The sequence below is a fragment of the Chryseobacterium sp. SN22 genome, from assembly GCF_008329705.1.
Taxonomy (GTDB): domain Bacteria; phylum Bacteroidota; class Bacteroidia; order Flavobacteriales; family Weeksellaceae; genus Chryseobacterium.
Map to the genome: position 1 here is coordinate 56,191 of NZ_VTSX01000022.1, position 21,615 is coordinate 77,805.

Annotated in this window: 20 protein-coding genes; 2 read left to right on the top strand and 18 right to left on the bottom strand. The window is 41.2% G+C overall.

The annotated features are described in order from the left end of the window. Window positions 1-69: 69 nt before the first annotated feature. The 7 genes from FY557_RS15205 to FY557_RS15235 all read right to left on the bottom strand — a co-directional run bounded on the left by FY557_RS15205 (window position 70) and on the right by FY557_RS15235 (window position 6,047). On the bottom strand, window positions 70-441 hold the full coding sequence (locus tag FY557_RS15205; protein ID WP_149248091.1) for a cupin domain-containing protein: 372 nt from the start codon (window positions 439-441) through the stop codon (window positions 70-72). 5 nt (window positions 442-446) lie between these two features. Continuing rightward, window positions 447-962 (bottom strand): GNAT family N-acetyltransferase, encoded by a 516-nt coding sequence (locus FY557_RS15210; protein ID WP_149248092.1) that lies wholly within the window; start codon window positions 960-962, stop codon window positions 447-449. 3 nt (window positions 963-965) lie between these two features. Continuing rightward, window positions 966-1,571 (bottom strand): DUF2911 domain-containing protein, encoded by a 606-nt coding sequence (locus tag FY557_RS15215; protein WP_149248093.1) that lies wholly within the window; start codon window positions 1,569-1,571, stop codon window positions 966-968. 257 nt (window positions 1,572-1,828) lie between these two features. Next, complete coding sequence (locus FY557_RS15220) at window positions 1,829-2,383, bottom strand: DinB family protein (protein ID WP_149248094.1); 555 nt, start codon at window positions 2,381-2,383, stop codon at window positions 1,829-1,831. 54 nt (window positions 2,384-2,437) lie between these two features. Continuing rightward, window positions 2,438-2,962 (bottom strand): Crp/Fnr family transcriptional regulator, encoded by a 525-nt coding sequence (locus FY557_RS15225; RefSeq protein WP_149248095.1) that lies wholly within the window; start codon window positions 2,960-2,962, stop codon window positions 2,438-2,440. 49 nt (window positions 2,963-3,011) lie between these two features. Further along, the gene (locus FY557_RS15230) at window positions 3,012-4,874 is read right to left on the bottom strand and encodes a hypothetical protein (RefSeq protein WP_149248096.1); all 1,863 of its coding nucleotides are present in this window, start codon (window positions 4,872-4,874) and stop codon (window positions 3,012-3,014) included. Window positions 4,875-4,895: 21 nt separating this feature from the next. Then, window positions 4,896-6,047: an ATP-binding cassette domain-containing protein gene (locus FY557_RS15235; RefSeq protein ID WP_149248097.1), complete on the bottom strand. Its 1,152-nt coding sequence runs from the start codon at window positions 6,045-6,047 to the stop codon at window positions 4,896-4,898. Window positions 6,048-6,157: 110 nt separating this feature from the next. On the opposite strand from FY557_RS15235, the gene FY557_RS15240 reads away from it, so the two are divergent. Further along, window positions 6,158-7,003 carry a hypothetical protein gene (locus FY557_RS15240; RefSeq protein WP_149248098.1) on the top strand — a complete coding sequence of 282 codons (846 nt, stop codon included), beginning with the start codon at window positions 6,158-6,160 and terminating at the stop codon, window positions 7,001-7,003. Between the two features lie 12 nt (window positions 7,004-7,015). On the opposite strand, the gene FY557_RS15245 is transcribed toward FY557_RS15240, so the two are convergent. From FY557_RS15245 to FY557_RS15280, 8 genes are all read right to left on the bottom strand, one after another. Then, a complete protein-coding gene (locus FY557_RS15245; RefSeq protein WP_149248099.1) occupies window positions 7,016-7,774 on the bottom strand; it encodes a hypothetical protein in 759 nt (252 codons plus the stop codon). Window positions 7,775-7,789: 15 nt separating this feature from the next. After that, window positions 7,790-8,338: a hypothetical protein gene (locus FY557_RS15250; protein ID WP_149248100.1), complete on the bottom strand. Its 549-nt coding sequence runs from the start codon at window positions 8,336-8,338 to the stop codon at window positions 7,790-7,792. A gap of 342 nt (window positions 8,339-8,680) precedes the next feature. After that, on the bottom strand, window positions 8,681-9,163 hold the full coding sequence (locus tag FY557_RS15255) for a hypothetical protein (RefSeq protein ID WP_149248101.1): 483 nt from the start codon (window positions 9,161-9,163) through the stop codon (window positions 8,681-8,683). A 305-nt stretch (window positions 9,164-9,468) separates the two neighbouring features. Further along, the gene (carB, locus tag FY557_RS15260) at window positions 9,469-12,651 is read right to left on the bottom strand and encodes a carbamoyl-phosphate synthase large subunit (RefSeq protein ID WP_149248102.1); all 3,183 of its coding nucleotides are present in this window, start codon (window positions 12,649-12,651) and stop codon (window positions 9,469-9,471) included. Window positions 12,652-12,804: 153 nt separating this feature from the next. Further along, window positions 12,805-13,887, bottom strand: coding sequence for a carbamoyl phosphate synthase small subunit (locus FY557_RS15265; protein WP_149248103.1), 1,083 nt, complete (start codon window positions 13,885-13,887; stop codon window positions 12,805-12,807). 119 nt (window positions 13,888-14,006) lie between these two features. Further along, the gene (locus FY557_RS15270; protein ID WP_149248104.1) at window positions 14,007-14,897 is read right to left on the bottom strand and encodes an aspartate carbamoyltransferase catalytic subunit; all 891 of its coding nucleotides are present in this window, start codon (window positions 14,895-14,897) and stop codon (window positions 14,007-14,009) included. 210 nt (window positions 14,898-15,107) lie between these two features. Then, on the bottom strand, window positions 15,108-16,289 hold the full coding sequence (gene egtB, locus FY557_RS15275; protein ID WP_149248105.1) for an ergothioneine biosynthesis protein EgtB: 1,182 nt from the start codon (window positions 16,287-16,289) through the stop codon (window positions 15,108-15,110). A gap of 19 nt (window positions 16,290-16,308) precedes the next feature. Further along, window positions 16,309-17,298, bottom strand: coding sequence for an L-histidine N(alpha)-methyltransferase (locus FY557_RS15280; protein ID WP_149248106.1), 990 nt, complete (start codon window positions 17,296-17,298; stop codon window positions 16,309-16,311). A gap of 165 nt (window positions 17,299-17,463) precedes the next feature. Between FY557_RS15280 and FY557_RS15285 the strand changes: the two genes are divergently transcribed. Beyond that, window positions 17,464-17,925 carry an Lrp/AsnC family transcriptional regulator gene (locus FY557_RS15285; protein WP_149248107.1) on the top strand — a complete coding sequence of 154 codons (462 nt, stop codon included), beginning with the start codon at window positions 17,464-17,466 and terminating at the stop codon, window positions 17,923-17,925. Window positions 17,926-18,077: 152 nt separating this feature from the next. On the opposite strand, the gene argH is transcribed toward FY557_RS15285, so the two are convergent. The 3 genes from argH to argB all read right to left on the bottom strand — a co-directional run bounded on the left by argH (window position 18,078) and on the right by argB (window position 21,581). Next, the gene (gene argH, locus FY557_RS15290; protein ID WP_149248108.1) at window positions 18,078-19,382 is read right to left on the bottom strand and encodes an argininosuccinate lyase; all 1,305 of its coding nucleotides are present in this window, start codon (window positions 19,380-19,382) and stop codon (window positions 18,078-18,080) included. Window positions 19,383-19,729: 347 nt separating this feature from the next. Then, window positions 19,730-20,812: a M20 family metallo-hydrolase gene (locus FY557_RS15295; RefSeq protein ID WP_149248109.1), complete on the bottom strand. Its 1,083-nt coding sequence runs from the start codon at window positions 20,810-20,812 to the stop codon at window positions 19,730-19,732. After that, a complete protein-coding gene (gene argB / locus FY557_RS15300; RefSeq protein WP_149248110.1) occupies window positions 20,787-21,581 on the bottom strand; it encodes an acetylglutamate kinase in 795 nt (264 codons plus the stop codon). Before argB ends, FY557_RS15295 begins: the two co-directional genes overlap by 26 nt. Window positions 21,582-21,615: the final 34 nt, after the last annotated feature.

Consider the following 21,615-nt stretch of genomic DNA (forward strand, 5'->3'; position numbering starts at 1 on the left):
CAGTGCAGCAACTAGCCGGAGAAGTCAATTGTTACACTGTTACATTTATTAAATTGATAAATTACAGTATCAGTCTACGCCTTCTACTTCGCGGTGTACCGATTCTACGGAGAATGCGGGAAGGCAGACCGACAGGTATTCGCATTCTTCCGGAAACGGGTTGCTGTAACGGATTCTCGCGCCTTTTTCGATCATGATGCTCTGGCCTTTTTCCAGTACTACGGTTTCACCGTCGATTTCAAATTGTTTTTTCCCGGAAATTATGTAGGTGAATTCATCGAATTCAGGGGTCTGGTGCGGTTCGCTCCATCCCGCAGGGGCAATCATGTGGGCAATGGAAACGTCTGAGGTTCCGGTGGAATTTCCCCAATGTTCTTCGATCAGTTTTCCGTCGGTCGTCGGGACAATAAACGGGTTGTGTTGGATTTTAAATTTTTTCATAAATTTTATTTTTGGATTTGGTATAAAATATTGGTTCTTGAAGGTTCTCCATAATAAGCCACCTCGTGCTCGCCGAGGTTTTCCGCGCCCAGCCTTTCCATGGCAGTCCGCGACCTTATGTTGTCTTTCCCGACATGGAAATAAACGGTATCGACAAACTGAAAGATGTAATCCAGCATCAGCTTCTTGATCTGCGGATTGACTTTTTTTCCCCAGGATTTGGTGCCGTAAAAGGTATAGCCGATAAAAATGCTGTTTTGGTCGTCATCAAAATCATAAAAACGGGTGCTGCCCAGAATATCCCCGGTCGCTTTTTCTACAATTTTAAAGGCCCCTCTGCTTTCGATGGCTCCCTGAAAAAAGTTTTCGAAGACTTCTCTTCTGTAGCGGTCTTTATTGGGATGCTGCTTCCATACTTCCGGATCGGCAGCCACCTGGTACAAAGACTCAAAATCCCCTTTTTGTAAGGGGATTAACTGATATTGTTCGTTTTCTAAAACCGCCTGAACAGAAAAGTTCATTGTTTAGCTTTTTGTTTTTGCTGCGTCGGATTCAATCTTTTTGATCTCTCTGAGTTTTTCTGCGATCTTCGTTACCGCTTCAGGTTTTGATGGCTTCAAAGGTACTTCCGCCTGTGCATAATCCCATTTCAGAACCAGGTTGGCCGAGTTTTCGTCGGTCGGGTTCAAAGTGATTTCAAACCACTCCTGCTTGTCGGCCAGCTTGTTTACCGGAACGGTAACATCTACGACATCCTGCTTCGGGTCGTAGGTATATGCCCCCCACTGCTGGAAATCTTTGTTTAAAATGACCTTCCATTCTTTTTCCGTAGGAACAATGAATAAACCGTAAGTTCCGGCCTGGACGATCTTTCCGCCAAAGTTCACCGACTGTCCGAAGGTAATTTTTGTAGAGGAGTTGGCGCCCGCTCTCCAAACCTGTCCGTAAGGGACCAGTTCGCCAAATATTTTTCTTCCTTTCACTCCGGGTCTTCCGTAGTCTACGGTAATTTTAGACATGGAAAACTGCTGCTCCACGGTCTGGCGCGGACTGGCTGCCGGCACCGAATAATCCTGGGCAAAACCGAAAACCGACGCCGAAAGGCAAACTGCAAATAATAACTTTCTCACTTTTTTAAATTTTGCCTAAAATTACGAAATTGGATACAGAAATCATTTTCCTGACCTGATAAATTTTGTTAAATTAAACCGGAATAGGATCTTGATTTAAAGTGAATCAGAAGTAGAAATCAGGTAATAAGCTGAATGATGAAGGATGGATGTTTTCTATTACCAAAAATATTGATGATCAAACGAATTCTAGTTTAAGATCCTGACTCACCAGACTTTTCTACCTCAATAACCCATTGAATTAAAGTAAAATAAATTCAAATCCACCTTGATTTAAAAATTATTTTTGCCTGCTCAATATGCCTCAGGTTATGATAAACCACAAAACGGAACGTATCCCCGAGTTTCAGTCTGATCAGATTTGAAATGCTGGTGCCCGTTTTTGTTTTATTTAAATCTATCTTTTCAGAATTATTTAAAAGAATAATAATCTGCTTTTGCTGAGCGATGAATTCATCTAAAACCTTTTTATCCAAATTGCTGTAAAGGGGATTCATCGATCTGAAAGTTTTCATTTTTTCCAGTCCCTTTTTAGGAAGCATACTTTCAGCAAAATAATTTCCCAGAATTCCTGAATTGAATATTTCTGTTGGCTTTGTACCTGAATTATTTATTCGTTGACCGATCTCAGGAATATAAAATTTACCATAACGGTTCAGGTGTTCAAAACACTCCAAAACACTCCATTTTTTCTCTGAAAGCCTGAAATTAAGCAACTCATCAGGTTGATTTAAAATATTTTCAGCAAAATACATATTTTCTGCCGTGATATTTTTTAAATCATTCAGCAATTTTTCCGTCGGGATTGTCATGTCTGTTTTTAAGGCAAATCTCTGGTTTTAAAAAATCTTAAATCTTGACGGGAATCAAGATTTTTTAAGTCTTGACAAGGTTTCCGGGATCATCCTTAAATAATTGGCAATATGCTTATTCGGAATTTCCTGAAAAAGCTGCGGGCTTCTCTTCAAAACACTTTCATAACGTTCTTTCGGAGAGCCTATTAATAAATCTTTTTCCCGTTCCATTTGTTTTAAAACCAGATCCTCGAGAATAACAGCCCAAAGCTTTAAATTTTCATCTGAAGATTGGATGAATGCATAAAAATCTTTTTTTGCAGCTATTTTTACTTCGGTTTTCCTGATGGCCTGAATATAGAAATCCGTCGGTTTTCCCGACAAAAAAGAATCGAGGCAGACCACTATATTATCTGTATAACCAAAACGGATCACTCTTTCCTGTTCTTCGGGCCTGATAAAAATCCGCAAACTTCCTTTTTCAATAAAATAGATATTGCTGTCAATATCACCTTCCGTTGTCAGAAAGTGATGCCTGTTAATTACTTTTTCCTTTTTAAATAAGTCTGCATCAAGTAAAGTCTGAATGATATTCATTACATAGAACGTTAAATTAAATGATAAGCTTTAAATTATAAAAGAAAGTTTATTGCGGCATGGCCTTCCATTTCTGAACGACCGCCGTATACAAATACATGAAAATAAATCCGCAGGCCAAGAGAATATAGCTTAAATTAAAGTTCAGGACTTCAATAATGGTCCTACACTGATATACTTTGATATTCTGCTCATTGCAAAGCTGGTCCTGATGCAGGCTGATGATAATAAATATCAGAAGTACATAAAGCGTGAAACCGTTTACCGAAAGATTGATGAAAACCGATGAAATTATCTTTTTCACGCTTCTCATGAACAATAACGGGATCAGTAAGATAGCTGATCCGATAAATAACGTCAGGTAAGAAGCAAAGAAACCGGTATTGGTTCTTCCGGCAGAAACCGAAAACAAAACAGAGATCAGCACAATGGCCAGGGTAAGCACGCCTGCACTGATAATACTGAATAAAAGCGATTTCAACCCTGTGGTTCTGAAACTGAAGACCATGGTAGACAGGAAAAAGGCAATCCAGAGATAGATATGTATATTTTCCGAAAAGAAATCCGAAGATTTTATAACATCTACATTGTAGAGGAAATCCTGAAGATTTTGCGAGTAATAGTAGTAACCGGTCGTATTATTTTTAAAATATTGAGCCAGCGAAAGCTGACTTTGGATATCCGGATTAAATTGCCGGATCTGCACGGAATCATTTACCACAACGCCGTCTACAACGGCCGCCGCAGAATCGATGGCCACCGTTTCCGTATAGTCATAAGTGCCACCTTCCGGCAGATTGTTGGGATCATATTTTTCACCGTAAGAAGTTTCATATTTTTTGATGAAATACCGTACCTTGAAATCATCCGGGGCATAGACCATTTTCGCCCAGTTTTTGGCATCCAGATTATTCCTGATCCCGAACTGTCCGGAAATATCCAGGAATTTTTTCATCAGCTTTTCCAGTTCGGCAGTATCTTTCTTTTTTAAAAGTTCGGCCGTAAGCCTGCTGATCTCGGATCTTTTTTGCCTGTAATTTTTTCTGGCATACTCTTCGTCACCTTCATTATTGCGGGATGATCCTGTATATCCTCCGGCTCTGCCTTCCCGGTCATAAAATATTTCTGAAAAATTAAAATACGTCAGTCCCGTCGTATTGATGTAAGGTGACATATCCACCACATCCTTTTTAAAAAAATATATGCAGACATCAGTACCTCTCTGGGTATCGACGAGCCTGTTACGCTTTTCGCCTTCAGGAAAAACAAAATTGCCGTACCGGTCTTTCCTGGAGATCTTCTTTGAGTAAAGGCTGTAATACTGATAAACCCTGTTGTAGTAAACGAAATATTTTTTGTTGCGGTCGATTTTATCGAGATCGGTTTCACAGTAGAGCTCATCAAAACCGGGGAAAATTCGGTTGTCCAGCGTGTAATACTCCAGACTCTGGGAAAGAAAGGCATTGGCCTGGTTAATAATCTTTACATTTTCTGCCATCTGTGCATCGGGATATTTATTCCGGACGAACATTTTAAAGCCGGCCATGTAAGAAAAATAAAAGGTGGTAGAAATAAGTATAATGACGAAATACTGCACAAACTGCAGGAACAGCCTGCCTCTGGAAAGAGGATAAAAATTCTTGAATGCATTATTCCTGAACATCATAATGAGCCAAGCCACAATCAGCAGGACCGAAATAATGAGGTGGATGAAAATCATTCCATCCTTAAAATAATCATTTTTCACACTCATTCCCTGCATGGAAGCAGGATTCGCATGAGAAACATAGCCGATGATAAAAAATAAGAGATGAATAACGATCCCTGCCAGAAGCATCCAGACGATTTTGGTATTCCAGACAGTAGGATATTTTTCGAGCAGATACCGGTTGAATTGATTTATTTTTTGCATTTTTTTTCGAATTAAAGATCATTAGCTTACAAAGAACCTCCTGGTGGAAGAAGAAATGTTCCGGATATAAATGATTTCCGTTTTTGCATTTCCCAGCGCCGACATCACCTCATGGAATGCCGTATCTGCCGAAAAGTAGGCGACATAAATCCCGCCGTTGAAATTCAGTTTTTCGAGGTTAAGGTTTTCAAAGACTTTCAGGAGCTCTTCCCTGGAATCTGCCGTGTCGATTTCGAGGATCAGTCCGTCGTTCTCGCTGTTGGACAATTCGGAATTGTCTTTATACTGACCGTTTTTCAGGAAAATCACCTTATCCGAAACCTTCTCCACTTCATACAGCTGCTGCGAGCTGAGGATGAGCGCAATCGGGTTATTCACCGAATTGGCGATTGATTTCAGATCTTCCAGAATAACCTGCTGTGCCAGGACATCCAGGTTGGCAAGAGGTTCGTCAAGCAATAAAATTTCCGGTTTCCTCAGCAGGGTGCGGGCCAGCTCGAAGCGCATTTTATAGCCGGAAGAAAGCTCGTTCCATTTCAGGTGCTTATAGTTCCAGAGCCCGAGGCGCGCGATCATCATTAAAGTCCGGGTTTCGTTCTCTTCGGGAGGAACGCCGTAGCTGGCAAGGACAAATTTAAGGTTGTCTTTGAGGCTTCCATACCATTTTTCCGTTCTTTGCGGGATGTAGACCAGCTTTGTCCGGAGGTCATAATCATTCTCAGGATTTTTATTGAACGAATAATTCAGTTCCCCCTCGTCGTGAGAAATTTCTTTTGCCAGGATCCTCAGTAAAGTGGTTTTCCCGTTACCGTTTTCTCCTACCAGGCCGTATACCTGTCCTTTACGGATTTCTACAGAAACCGGACCTAAGGAGAAGCGGCGGCTGCCGTAGGATTTTACGATATTCCAGGCGCGGAGCACAGCTTCTTTTTCCGGATGTTCTTCCACACTGATCTTACCAATCTTATCCAGCAGATCCTTCGACCTGCTGTTCAGTTCTTCAACGGAATGGTTGTGGGTTTCTTTCCAATCGGTAAGGGCGACGGCTTCGCGGTAAATCTCCATATCCTGGGTATCCACCGCGCAATCCAGTAATTTTCTAAATCCTAAAACGGTGTCTTTGTTGTCGAAAAAATGATAGACTTCGGCGACTCTTTGCTGATGTTTTGTCATGGGTTCCAACGGTATTGGTTTCAGTTTTTAAAGATATAAATTTCTTTTCCGTTATTCTTTTGGTCCGGATAAAAACTAATTTTATTTTTACATCCAGTTAAAATCATCAGATGAACAAAATAACCGTACTGTTTCTGTTTTTATTTTCTTTATCCGTCATCAACGCACAGGAAATTATTCCGTTCAGAATAACGACGTACAATAACCTGATTGTCAAAACTCAGGTCAATAATAAAGATTCTTTAGACCTGATGTTCCAGATTGCCATGGAAGAAGCTTCGATTTCCCCGGAACGGAAAAGAAGTGCCGATCATATCCTATTTAAAGACGGCATCAGTGATGGAAATACAGTTTCCATCGGGAAAAATACGTATCAGGATATCCGTTTTTTTGATGGTGAGCTTAGCGGCCATGAAGCCGACGGAAAAATCGGAACCGGAATTTTCAAAGGAAAAATTTTTGGGATCGACTATGACAACAGCCGGCTTTCAATATATGAAACTATGCCTGACCTTAAAGAATATCATTCAATTCCATTGGTATACCGGAACGGACAGCTTTTTATCCAGGCGGAGAATGTTATTGACGGGAAACCTGTAGCTGCTGATTTTCTCCTGCAATCCGGATATTCCGGTGGAATTATATACAGCAATGCCTTTGCCGACGGAAAAGACCTCGACCAAAAGCTGAAAATCACCGGTGAAAAAACGCTAAGGAACTCAGCCGGAAAAAGTATTGTTACTAAAAACGGAATTCTGCCCCTGCTCAACATCGGAAGCTTTACACTGAAAGATGTTTCGGCAGGGTTTTTCACAGGAGAACTTAAAACCCAGAAAGCAAGCTATCTGGGAGCTGATGTGCTGAAAAGATTCAACTGGATTTTCGATGCGGAGCGGAAGACCGTCTACATCAGGCCCAGCAAATATTTTACGGATGCTTATTTTAAAATAAATTAAAGTCAATTCTGTTTATTTCTGAAGCACTTCGATTTTGGTATACCGGAACACTTTCCCGGCTTCATTTTCATTAACCTTTGTTAAATTTTTATTCTTCGGAAATCCCCTTTCGGTCACGATGTGCCCCGTTACTATGATCTTTACAGGCAGATGGGTTCCGTCAAACAATTGATCTGCATCAATTAATTTTTTATTTGCAGGTTCCAGCCAGTAATAATCACTTTTACCAACATTTCCTTTCTTATTTGATTCACTCCACCGGGCGCAGGTACATGCAATGGCATTGTAGTTTAGGATCAGGGTTTTTAGTTTTGTTTCGGGTTTGAAATCAGGTTTATCAAGAACTTCAAGTTCGGTATATCGGAATACTTTTCCTTTGGGCAACGGCTCTTCATTCTGAATTGTTCCTTTCGGAACGCCTTCTTTTGTATAGAACTGCCCCTTTATTCTTAGAAAATGCCTGAATACATCAAAATAAACAGGTAATCCCATATTTTCATCCGCAGGTTCTATATAGAAATATAAGTTTTTAATTCCTTCCTTATTAACAGATTTCAGATCTTCTACACGGATCCAGCCCGGACAGGTACAGCCAAAAGCAGTATAGTCAACATCCAGACTTTCGATCTTACCGGTTAATGTGTTGTTGTGATCGGAAATAACTTTTGATGATTTAATTTTATCTAACGGATATTTTTTCAATTCCTGTTTACAGGAAACCCAGGGAATGATAAAGATAGCAATTACTATATTTTTTAAAATGGAACCCATCAAATTAGTTTTTAATTAACGTATTTCTCTGTATTCGTAAGTCATTTTTCCACGATATTGAAAATGGTTCTCACTTAAAACCCTGTCATACTTTCTTTTTTCTGTTAAAGAATCATTCTTATTGTAAACATACTGATTCAGAAATTCCACATATTCGTTTGGATTGCCAAAAGTAGTAATACAACTGTCTCTTTTGCTGATCAGTTGATGTTTAGCATTAAATTTAAAATAGGTTCTCATTTTCTGATCGCCTTTAAAAACCCAGTTTTCAATTGATTTATTTCCATTTTGATCATAGACAAATTCAGAATGTTTTGAAATAGTGCCATTTTCAATCTTTGTCGCTTCAGAAATTCTTCCATTTCGGTATTTATAATGAATAAATGATTTTCTCAACGGATATTCTTCCCGGATCAACTGATTAAATTTGTTATAAGCATATATTTTAATGGTATCTATATCCCTGAACTGATAAGTGACAAATCTTAAATTTTGTTTTCGGTCATAAATGTATTGATCCGTCAAAATATTTATTCTTCCTCCGCGGCGATACACAAATTTCACCTGAGACAGTTGACCGTTATGATTATAAAAGAAAAAAGATGACCCGTTTTTACAGATCAGCCTGTTTTTTGAATCTAAAATCAGCTGTCTCTTTTCCTCAAAGGTTAAAGAATCATTCTGGCTGAAATCTCTTATAATGATTTCCAATCCATACTTTTTATTTTTACTAACCGTATTGACCAATTTTATTTTTTCAAGTTCTCCCGCACAGGAAACTGCCAGTAATAAAATTGAGAATTTTAAAATAAATCTTAACATGTCCGGTTGTTAGTTATTGAATTTTTATAAAATTATATTAAGATCCAAATATGATGTTTCAAAGAATTTAATAAAGGAAAAGGTTTATAAAGAAACTCTGTTATTTCCTTTCCAGGTTCTAATTTCTTTCCGATAATCGGCAATAATAAGGGTTTCCTCATTTAACATACCGTTTTCAATTTCTTCTTCTTGAAAAAATCCGGAAGCAGCAAATATTTTATCTTTTAAAAAATCAACCACATAAACGGAATCAAAAGTTTCTCCACAGCTGCTGTTGTAAAAGTCTTTGTGAATAGCCACTTTCTCAATTTTTTCCTGATCTGAAAAAAAATATCTTTTCGTATAATCCCCACATTCCGGATGTGCCGTAAATTTGATTCCTCTGATTTTGCCATTCTTCAGATAAGCGCAGGAAGGATGAAGGGCATCAGAATCATACACCACCTCATCTGAATCAGAAATATGTTTTTCAAATGTTTTGCTTTGTTCATCGCTGTAGGATTGGCATTGAAAAAATAAGAATAAAGGTAAAATTATAAGTTTTTTTCCGCCGTCTATTGTATTCATGGTTTGATTTTTTAAAGTCAGTTATGCGAATATAGTTAAAATAAGAATGTTTTTACATTGCTTCAAAGATCTTGCTCTTTACCAAAAGGATTTATGATGATCCTTATCAAAACCCGGTTTGGAAATTTTCATGAAAGACCCTTTAAGGAAATCGCCTTTCCTGATATTTTATAGTGCTGATCGAAAAGATAAGACCATTATGATCGTGAGCGTATGCCGTACTTCCCAAAACCCCGAAAAATACCCATAAAAAAAGCGGAAGAAAAAAATCTCCCGCTTTTTATTTATTTAAAAAGATCCGAAAACTACATCGTCTCCATTTTAAAGCTCATGCTTTCAATTACCTTCAGGATGGCTTCTACCGTATCCATGGAAGTCAGACAAGGAACACCGTTCTCTACAGACATCCTTCTGATCTGGAACCCGTCTCTTTCAGACTGCTTTCCTTTGGTCATGGTGTTAACGACATACTGCACTTTTCCTTTCTGGATCAGGTCGATCAGGTTCACGTCATCTTCACCGATTTTATATCCTATTTTACAAGGAATCCCCTGTTCGCCGAAGAATTTAGCCGTTCCTTCCGTGGCCCAGATCCTGAAGCCCACTTCATGGAATCTTGCGGCCAGATCGGCTGCTTCCTGCTTGTGCTTGTCGGCTACGGTAAAGAGGATGGAACCGTGCATCGGCACTTTTCTCCCTGCGGCAACCAATCCTTTGTAAAGGGCCTTTTCCAGGGTGGTGTCTTTCCCCATTACCTCTCCGGTTGACTTCATTTCAGGGCCGAGGGAGATGTCTACTTTCGTTAATTTGGAGAAGGAGAATACCGGCACTTTTACGAAAACGCCTTCTTTATTCGGAACCAATCCGTTTTTGTATCCTAAATCAGTTAATTTCTGACCTAAAATCGCTTTTGTTGCCAGGTTGGCCATCGGTACTTCCGTGATTTTGGAAAGGAAAGGAACCGTTCTGGATGAACGCGGATTCACTTCGATCACATACACATTACCTTCGAAAAGGACGTACTGGATATTCATCAGTCCGACTACTTTCAGGCCTTTCGCCAATCGCTGGGTATAATCCACCAAAGTGTCGATTTCGCTCTGCGAAATGTTCTGTGGCGGATATACCGCGATCGAGTCTCCGGAGTGAACCCCTGCTCTTTCGATATGTTCCATGATTCCAGGGATCACCACCGTTTCACCGTCGCAGATAGCATCCACTTCAATTTCTTTTCCGACCATATACCGGTCTACCAGTACCGGGTGTTCCGGGCTTGCGTCTACCGCGAATTCCATGTAATGTGCCAATTCACTTTCAGAGTACACGATCTCCATGGCACGGCCGCCCAATACGTAGCTCGGACGAACCAATACCGGATAACCGATCTCATTGGCAATTTCAATCGCTTCTTCTTTGGATGTAGAGGTTTTCCCCAGCGGCTGAGGAATCTGCATTTCCTGAAGCGCTTTTTCAAATTTATCCCTGTTTTCCGCCCTGTCCAGGTCTTCCAGGGTAGTTCCTAAAATCTGAACGCCGTGGGAAGCTAATTTATCAGCCAAGTTGATGGCGGTCTGTCCACCAAACTGTACCACTACCCCTTTCGGCTTTTCAAGCTCGATGATGTTCATCACATCTTCTTCTGTCAATGGTTCGAAATACAGTTTATCAGAGATGGAGAAGTCGGTGGAAACCGTTTCTGGGTTATTGTTGATGATGATCGCTTCGTAGCCCATTTCTTTGATCGCCCAAACCGAGTGAACCGTTGCATAATCAAACTCAACGCCCTGCCCGATCCTGATCGGTCCTGAACCTAATACGATGATTTTTTCCTTATCGGAAACCACGCTTTCGTTTTCTTCTTCGTAGGTTCCGTAGAAATAAGGGGTCTCAGATTCGAATTCCGCGGCGCAGGTATCCACCATTTTGTATACCGGCATGATTCCGTTTTCTTTTCTGAAATTGAATACTTCACGCTCCGTCACATTCCAGAGAACTGAAATATTTACATCGGCGAAACCTAATCTTTTCGCTTCAATTAGTATTTCTTTATCGAATTTATTTTCGGCGATGGTTTTTTCGAAATCCACCAGCTTTTTCAGTTTCCAGATGAAGAATTTATCGATCTTGCTCCATTCTACAATCTGTTCCCAATCATATCCTCTTCTTAGGGCATCACCGATGATGAACAGTCTTTCGTCATCACATACCCTGATTCGTCTTTCGATTTCTTCTTCCGTTAAAGCTTGAGCCTGTTTGGTTTTCAGTCCCAGGTGCTTGATTCCTGTTTCCAGGGAACGGATGGCTTTCTGTAAAGACTCTTCGAAGTTTCTTCCGATCGCCATTACCTCACCCGTCGCTTTCATCTGGGTAGATAATCTCCGGTCCGCCGTTTCAAACTTATCGAACGGGAATCTCGGGAACTTTGTTACTACATAATCTAAAGCCGGTTCGAAGCAGGCGTACGTTTTTCCCGTTACCGGGTTCATGATTTCGTCCAGGGTCAAGCCTACCGCGATTTTCGCAGCAATCTTGGCAATCGGGTATCCGGTTGCCTTTGATGCCAGAGCGGACGAACGGGAAACCCTAGGGTTCACCTCGATGATATAATAATTGAAAGAGTACGGGTCTAAAGCCAGCTGCACGTTACATCCTCCTTCGATTCCCAATGCTCTGATGATTTTAAGGGAAGCATTTCTCAGCAATTGGTATTCCCTGTCCGAAAGGGTCTGGGAAGGAGCCACTACAATAGAGTCTCCGGTATGTACCCCAACCGGGTCAATGTTTTCCATGTTACAAACCACGATCGCGTTGTCGTTGGCATCACGCATTACCTCGTACTCGATTTCTTTGAAACCGGCAATGGATTTTTCGATCAGGCATTGCGTTACCGGGCTGTGCTTTAATCCCAGTTCCGCAATTTCTTTCAGCTCCGCTTCAGTCGAAGCGATTCCGCCTCCTGTTCCTCCCATGGTGAAGGCAGGACGAACGATGACCGGATAACCGATTCTGTCGGCAAAATGTAATGCGCCTTCTACGGTATTTACAATATCGGATTCAGGCACCGGCTCATTGAGTTCCCTCATCAGTTCACGGAAAAGATCACGGTCTTCCGCTCTATTGATGGCTGAAAGCTTGGTTCCTAATACTTCTACTTTGCACTCTTCAAGAATCCCTGATTTTTCGAGCTCTACCGCCATGTTCAGTCCGGTTTGCCCTCCCAAGGTCGGTAACAGCGCGTCCGGACGTTCTTTTCTGATGATGTGGCTCACAAACTGAAGGGAAATCGGTTCGATGTACACCTTGTCTGCGATTTCCACATCCGTCATGATCGTTGCCGGGTTGGAATTGATCAAAATTACTTTATAGCCTTCTTCTCTTAAAGATAAACAAGCCTGTGTTCCTGCATAATCGAATTCTGCTGCCTGACCGATGATGATGGGTCCTGATCCGATTACCAAAATTGTTTTTATATCTGTACGTTTTGCCATTTTAATTTTTTTAATTTTTCCGTCACGGAGGTTATCCGTAATCATTGTTGTTTTGCACGGTTTGGGCCGTGGTTATTGTTGTTGAACCATTCCATGGTTCAGTTGATATATCATTTCATCATACGATATGAAACCGATACATTTTACGGATTGTTAAACCGGTACATTTTTAAATTCGTTCATCATTTCGATGAAATCATCAAAAAGATAATTTGCATCTTCAGGGCCCGGGCTTGCTTCCGGGTGATACTGTACGGAGAAACAAGGATGGATTTTATGTCTTAAACCTTCATTCGTTCTGTCGTTCAAAGCGATGTGGGTTTCAATAAGATCCGTATCCTTTAAGCTTTCCTGATCTACGGCGTACCCGTGGTTCTGTGAAGTAATGGCTACTTTGTTTTTCTCTACATCCAGTACCGGGTGGTTTCCGCCGCGGTGTCCAAATTTTAATTTGAATGTTTTTGCGCCACAGGCTAACCCGATTAATTGGTGCCCTAAACAAATTCCGAAGATCGGCACTTTCCCTAAGATTCCGCGGATCATTTCCAGCGCCTGCTGGTTGTCTTCAGGGTCGCCGGGGCCGTTTGACAGCATTACCCCGTCCGGATTCATTAATAAGATTTCTTCTGCCGTTACATCCTGGGAAACCACGGTAATGTCACAGTTTCTCTGAGACAGTTCGCGGATGATTCCCAATTTGGATCCGAAATCCACCAAGACTACTTTAAGGCCTCTTCCCGGATTGGCGTAAGGCGTCTTTGTAGAAACCGTTTCCACCTGGTTGGTCGGGAAGGTGGTTGATTTTAATTCGGCAACGACGGTGTTTTCATCAGCATCGGCATTCACGATTTTTCCTTTCACCACCCCGTGGCTACGGAGCACTCTCGTCAGCCTTCGGGTGTCTATTCCTGAAATCCCGGAAAGGTTTTTCTTTTTAAACAGCTCATCCAGCGTAATCTGCGTACGGAAATTGGAAGGAAAATCGCACAGTTCTTTTACGATCAGCCCTTTGATGGCCGGCTCGATGCTTTCATAATCGTCACGGTTAATACCATAATTACCGATAAGCGGATAGGTCATGCAGACAATCTGTCCGCAGTAAGAAGGGTCGGAAATAAGTTCCTGATACCCCGTCATTCCGGTATTGAAAACCACTTCTCCTGCCGTTTCCAACGCTGCTCCGAAACCTTCTCCATGAAACACTTCACCGGACTCCAGTATTAATTTTTTCTTCATTTTAAACTTTTATCTCTTATTATTTTATTTTGTACAATGTCGGTTGTAGGATCGTAAAATGTACGGTACTTAAATGAGTTTTGTTTACGATGTACATTTTTACTTTATACGTTTTACAATTATTTAAAGGTATACCCTTCTTTCTCCAGGGCTTCCTTTAAGATGGCCATTCTGGCAAAGACACCGTTCTGCATCTGCCTGAATATCCTTGAGCGTCCGCATTCCACCAGGTCGGTATCGATTTCCACGCCGCGGTTGATGGGCGCCGGGTGCATGATGATGGCTTCTTTTTTCATAGCCTTTTCTCTTTCCTTCGTCAATCCGTATTTCCGGTGGTATTCGGAAGCGGAAAAGCTCATTTTGGAATCGTGTCTTTCGTGCTGGATTCTTAAAAGCATCAGCACATCCACTTCATGGATCAGTTCGTCAACGCTCAGGTAGGTTCCGTTGATCAGGGCTCCTTCGTCGAACCACTGTTCCGGACCGGAGAAATACACCTTTGCACCTAACCGTCTCAATGCTTCGGCATTGGAATTGGCAACCCTGCTATGCTTTACATCGCCTACGATGCCTATTTTCAGGCCTTCGAATTTCCCGAATTCCTGATAGATCGTCATCAGGTCGAGCATACACTGGGACGGATGGTTCCCGGTGCCGTCGCCGCCGTTGATCACGGGGATCTTAATGTTTTTCAGCTCATCGAAATACCGGTCTTTTTTATCTCTGATCACGACAAGGTTTACTCCAAGGCTTTCGATTGTTTTTACGGTGTCATATAAACTTTCGCCTTTGTTTACGGAACTGTTGGAGGCATCGAACGGAACCACCTGCAGGCCTAATTTTCTCTCGGCAATATCAAAGCTGGTCTTGGTTCGGGTACTGTCTTCAAAAAAGAGGTTGGAACAGAAGACCTCACCTTCGATCCGGGCAGTCTTCCCTTCTGCAAAAGCCAGTGCTTCATGTACTATTCGGTTGATTCTTTCGGTGCTCAGTTCTGTAATCGTAAACATACTATTTTAAAATTTTTACAAAAAAAAAAGCGAAGAAAATATCTTCGCTTAAAATAAATAAATATCGTAAAGGGCGTCTACGCCCGGTAATTCTAATGATATAAATACTGTGTTATTCATTAGGTGCAAAGATAAGACAATTCTTCAAAATGACAAAACAGAATTTAATTGTTTTTACAAAATTTAGATCAGTAATATCTTGCAGATATTCTAACGGGCAAGCCTGATCCCCGTAAACTGCCATTGCAGCCGTGGATGAAAGAAGTTACGGTAGGTATTCCGGCTGTGCCCTTCCGGAGTTGCAATGGACGCACCGCGCAAAACCATCTGATTCACCATAAATTTTCCGTTATATTCCCCTACCGCTCCGGCTACTTTCTTGAATCCAGGATAAGGCAGATAGGCACTGCCGGTCCACTCCCAGCGTTTTCCCCACTCAAAATGTCCCGAAGCTACTTCCCATTCGGCTTCCGTCGGGAGACGCATCCCTTTCCAGGAAGCAAAGGCTGAGGCTTCGTAAAAATTTATGTGGGAAACTGCTTCTTCAGGATTTACCTCTTGCAACCCTTGTAAAGTATACTGCATCCATTTTCCGTTAACCAGATACCAATACAGCGGAGCAGCTGTGTTGTTTTCTTTTATCCAGTCCCAGCCTTCCGCATGCCAGTGCCGGAAATCCGTATATCCGCCATCGTTTATAAATTCGAGATATTCGGCATTGGTAATAAGGCTTTGGGAAATTTCAAAATCATTCAGGTGTACTTTATGGCGGTTCAGCTCATTATCAAAACAAAAACCTTCGCCTTCGAATCCTATTTCATACACTCCTTCGGGAAAAGAAATCATCCCAGCTTTCTGGGTTCCCGCTTTTTCCAAATGACAATGTTCGTCATAGGACGGAAACAAAGGATTGTGTCCTAATATAAATTTAATATCGGTCAACAGCAATTCCTGATGCTGCTGTTCGTGATTGAGTCCCAATTCAAAAAGCTCCCCAAGCTCATCAGAGATATGGTTTTGTGAGAGAAAGGCAGTCATTTTCTCATCAACATATTCCCGGTATTTGTAAATGTCCGACACGGATGGCCGGCTTAGGTTTCCCCGGTCCGTACGGATGACCCGTGCCCCGATGGTTTCGTAATAACTGTTGAATACAAAATTATACTGAGGATCGAAAACCTCGTATCCTTCAAAATTCGGGCTTAATATAAAGGTTTCAAAAAACCACGTGGTATGCCCCAGATGCCATTTCGGCGGACTCACATCAACCACCGGCTGAACCACGTAATCCTCAATAGAAAGAGGTTTACAGATCTCAACGGAACGGTTTCTGATCTTCTTGTAATTTTCAAGCATTACTTTCTCCGCAGACAGAATATTTTCTTCGACCATAATTTTACCTTATTATATATTAAATAACTTTCCAGATGGCATCGATAAACCACTCTTTTGAATCGGAGATCTTTTTCAAGGGTTGGAATCCATTTTTCAAAGCCATAGCATCAGTTTCTTCAAGTGCATACTTTTGTGAAATTTCCATATAGATGGCTTCGTTTTCTTTAAAATCAATCAACTCATTTCCAACCACTACTTTTTGTTCTTCCAGACTGATAACATAGCTTCGGCATGCTCCCGAAAGCGGATCATAAGTTTGGTAGTGTTTAAATTTGCCAATATCAAAATTGGCGTCCAGCTCATGATTTATTCTTTCGAGAAGGTTCAGATTAAAGGCAGCTGTAATTCCTGCTTCATCGTTATAAGCGGAAAGAATGGTATCCGGGTCTTTCTTCAGATCAAAGCCGATCAGGAGCATATCTCCGGAGTTAAGCTTCTTCCGTAACTCATTGCAGAAATCATGTGCCTCCCCCACTTCCATATTGCCGATATTTCCTCCTAAAAACAGGATTACTTTTCTTCGGGCCGAGATGCTGTTGGCTTTATCCAGCATTTCAAAATATTCGCCGTTCAGTCCCACCAGCCCAAGATCGGGAATTTCCTTTGAAAGCCTTTCCTGGAGAACCGAAATAATATTTCCCGAAATATCGATCGGCATATAGGTAAAATCGGTATTTTGGTCTACGAGATACTGCAGCAAATGGGATGATTTCGTGGCATCGCCTGCACCCAGCTCCACCAGGTCAAAAGGGGCATCAAACGCTTGAATCGCTTTTGCCAGTTCATCACTTTTCCTGCTGAATATTTCCATTTCGCAGCCGGTAAGATAATACTCCGGCATATTCATGATCTGCTGAAAAAGGACATCGCCTTTCTGATCATAGAAATATTTGGAAAGTAAGTGTTTGGGATTGTCTTTCAGACCTTTGATAATTTCGCTTTCAAATTTATGATGGGTTTCACAATCTGCACAGGAAACGGTTTCCATATTTATATTTTCGTCCATGGGTATGGGATTTTGGTAGACATTTTACAGCAATTATTCTGCCATTGGCAAATCCTGAAACCGCTATATTTTAAACATTTGTTAACATCCTTTCCAAGTTCCTACCATAAAAATTCCGGAAATATTTTTTATAAAATCGTATATTTACAGTTCAAACCCGACAATATGGATTTAAAAGACAGAATGATTCTCAGTATAATTCAGGAAGACTCAACTTTATCAGTAAAAGAAATTTCAGAAAGAATAGGCCTTACCTTCACTCCGACTTATGAACGGATCAAGCAACTGGAAAAGAACGGAATCATTGAGAAATACGTCGGACTTTTAAACCGGGAGAAACTGGGACTTAATATTGTCGTATACTGCAATGTACGGCTTAAAGAACAGTCGAATAAAGTTCTGGAAACCTTTGAAAAAAATATCATGAAGCATGATGAGGTTCAGGAAGTCATCAGCCTTTCCGGCGAATACGATTATATGCTGAAAATTATTGCCAAAGACATCAATTCCTATAATGCCTTTACCGTGAACGTGATTTCAAATATCCCGAATATCGGCCAGTACCACAGTTCGATCGTGCTTCATGAGGTGAAAAAATCCACGAAGTTTAAAATTGATCTGGCTTAATTTAAACTCAAAATTTTTATTAAAATAATGTGAAAAGGGAGCAAAGAACAATCTTCAATCTGATCATTCTCTGCTCCTTTAATCTATTTGCCGGCAAAATAAAAACTTTGCATAAAAAAATTACAAACCAGTTTTTATGACTTCATCATAATTTAACCCAGTAATTTATTTTTTACTTTATTAAACTGATATTCAATTTTATTAAGACAAAGATTCCCGATACTCCCCTGGTGCGTATGCTCTAAATTTTCAATTTTAAAATCGAAGGCGTTGTTTTCGATCTCCCGTCCTACTTTTACATAAGCATCCCGGAAGGAACTGCCATTCTTCACTTCTTCATTGATCTTCTCTACACTGAACAGGTATTTATACTTTTCATCTTCTAAAATCCCATTCTTAACCTGAATATTCGGCAAGGTATAATTTAAAATCTCCAGGCATTCTTTCAGTGAATCGACCGCCGGGAAAAGGATTTCCTTCGTCAGCTGCATATCGCGGTGGTAACCGGACGGAAGATTGTTCGTCAGCAAAATAAACTCGTTCGGTAACGACTGTATTCTGTTGCACCGTGCACGGACCAATTCGAAGATGTCCGGGTTTTTCTTGTGCGGCATAATGCTGCTTCCTGTCGTGAATTCTTTCGGAAAACTGATAAAATCGAAATTCTGGCTTAGATACAGGCATATATCATACGCAAATTTCCCTAACGTTCCCGCCAGTGTGGCCATTGCCATCGCCAGCATTTTTTCAGATTTTCCCCGGGTCATCTGGGCATAAACGGAATTGTAGTTCATGGATTGAAAGCCCAGATTATAGGTAGTGCTCTCCCGGTCGATCGGGAATGAGGAACCATAGCCGGCCGCCGAACCTAACGGGTTTTTATTGATGATATTTTTCACCGAAAACAGCATTTCCATATCATCCAGCAGGGCTTCCGCATAAGCGCCGAACCAAAGTCCGAAAGAGGAAGGCATGGCAATCTGCAAATGGGTATAGCCCGGAAGCAGTACGTTTTTATGCTGTTCCGCCAATTGGATCAACAGCTGGAAAAATTCGTCCGTCAGAGCTGCCATTTCACGGATTTCGTCCAGTAAATACAGTTTGAGATCCACAAGAACCTGATCATTCCTGGAACGGGCGGTATGGATTTTCTTTCCGGTATCACCTAATTTTGATATTAGAAGCGACTCAATCTGCGAATGGATGTCTTCTGCACTCTTATCGATTTCAAAGCTTCCGTTTTCGATGTCTTCTAAAATTTCTGACAATACTGCCAGCATCCGTTCGGATTCTTCAACCGAAAGAATCCCGACTTCTGCCAGCATTTTGCAGTGCGCCATTGAACCTTTAACGTCGTATTTCGCCAGACGCTCGTCAAAATCGAGATCTTTTCCAACGGTAAATGTATTGACTAATGTATTGGTAGCATGGTCATCTTTCTGCCATATTTTTTTCATAAGTTTCTTTTTTAGTGGGAAGATGGAAATGAGGCTTTAAGGTTTTCGAACTTCCGGTACACCATTTTCTATATTCCGTATATTATTATTGATAATCATTTTCTTTTGTCTTAAAACAAAAGAAACAAAAATTCAAGACTGGAAGCTCCGTCTAAAAATTTAAATTAAATCCTAAAATTCCCAAACTCGCACGAATCTGCATTGGTTCTTCAGGTTTAAATTTATGCCGTGCTCAAACAGTGGGAATTTTTTAACGGATTAAATTTCAATTTTCTTAACGCCTCCGTTTCCTAGGTCAGTTATTTTATAGCTACGAAACTTCCGGTATCCCTCACCATGTGCCAAGCTTATAAAACTTTTTCCAGGATTTTAATATAAATCTCAATTCCTTCTGCGATCTCTTCGATGAAGATAAATTCATCAGCCGTGTGGGAACGTGTGCTGTCACCGGGTCCCAATTTTACCGAGGTGCAGGGAATGATCGCCTGATCGGATGAAGTTGGTGAGCCATAAGTGGTCCGGCCGATTTCCAGTCCTGCCTGTACAAAAGGATGATCGATTGGAATTTTCGAAGAATTCAACCTGAATGACCTCGCCGTTAAATGAGACTTCATCTGCGACCGAATGATTTCGAAAACTTCCTGGTTGGAATATTCATCCGTCACCCTTACATCCAGTGTGAACGTACATGATTCAGGAACGACATTGTGCTGAACGCCCGCATGAATTCCGGAAAGTGTAACCTTTACTTCACCCAGGTAATCGGAAACTTTCGGAAACCGGAAGCTCAAAATATGCTGCAGGTCTTCCATGCATTTGACAATGGAATTGTCTTCATTCGGATGTGCTGCGTGCGATGGGGTTCCTTTCATTTCGCCGTCGATTACCAGCAGGCCTTTTTCAGCAATCGCCAGGTTCATCTGCGTCGGTTCACCCACAATGGCAAGCTCGATATTCGGAAGCTGCGGGAAAAGAGCCTCAATTCCGTTGAAACCGGATATTTCTTCCTCGGCTGTTAAGGCAATTACCAGGTTATACTGAAGGTCTTCCCACTCGTAAAAGTGTAAAAAAACCTGCGCCATTGATACGAGAGAAGCCCCTGCATCATTACTTCCCAGCCCAAATAATTTTCCGTCTTTCTCAATCGGTAAAAACGGGTCCAGCGTATAGGCTTTATTCGGCTTTACGGTATCGTGATGGGTATTCAGCAGAACGGAAGGCTTGAAAACATCGAAATTTTTGTTCACCGCCCAGATATTGTTTTTAAAACGTTTGGTAGGGATCCCGTGTTTTTTGAAGAAGTTTTCAATCTCTAGGGAGGTATTGAATTCATCTTTGCTAAACGAAGGTATTTCAATCAGCTTTTTTAATAATTCTACGGCGTTATTCAGTAATTCTTCTTTGCTATAAACAGATTTCAGTTCCTGCATGATGGTTTTCGATATGGTTTTTCAGTTCGGTTTCCTTAATGAGAAATACTTTGTTGACCTTATTTTTTACGGCTCCGAGCGCATTTTCAAGTTTGGGCAGGATGCCTTTATGCAGCTTTCCTTTGTTTTTTAATAAGGAAAATTCGTCTTCGGAAATATTCTTAATCAACGACTCCGGATTGTTCACATCTTCCAGGACGCCTTCTTTATCAAAACAGTACAGTAATTCCACTTCATACTTTTGAGAAAGTGCCTGTGCGATCACCGACGCGATGGTATCGGCATTGGTATTGAAAAGATGGCCTTTTTTGTCATGGGTAATTGCTGAAAATACGGGAACCAGATCAAGCTTCATCAATTTTGAAATCAGTTTTCTGTTCACCCCTTTCTCCGTAATATCTCCTACAAATCCGAAATCGATTTCTGCATCTTCCCTTTTTTTAGCTTTAATTAAATTCGCATCTGCGCCTGAGAAGCCGATGGCCTTGCATTTCTTCTGCTGGAGTTTGGCGACAATATTTTTATTGATTCCACCGGCATACACCATGGCTACAAGATCCAGGGTATCTTTATCAGTGATCCGGCGTCCGTTGACCATTTTCTGCTCAATACCAAGCTTATCCGCTAAAGTCGTGGCCAGCTTTCCGCCGCCGTGAACCAGGATTTTCTTCTCCTGAATCGCCGCAAACTGCTCAAGAAATTCTTCCAGCAATTCTTCGTCGTCGATCAGCGCGCCGCCAATTTTGATGATGTATAATTTTTCTTTCATAACTGATGCTTTAACTACATTCTTGTCAAGGTAG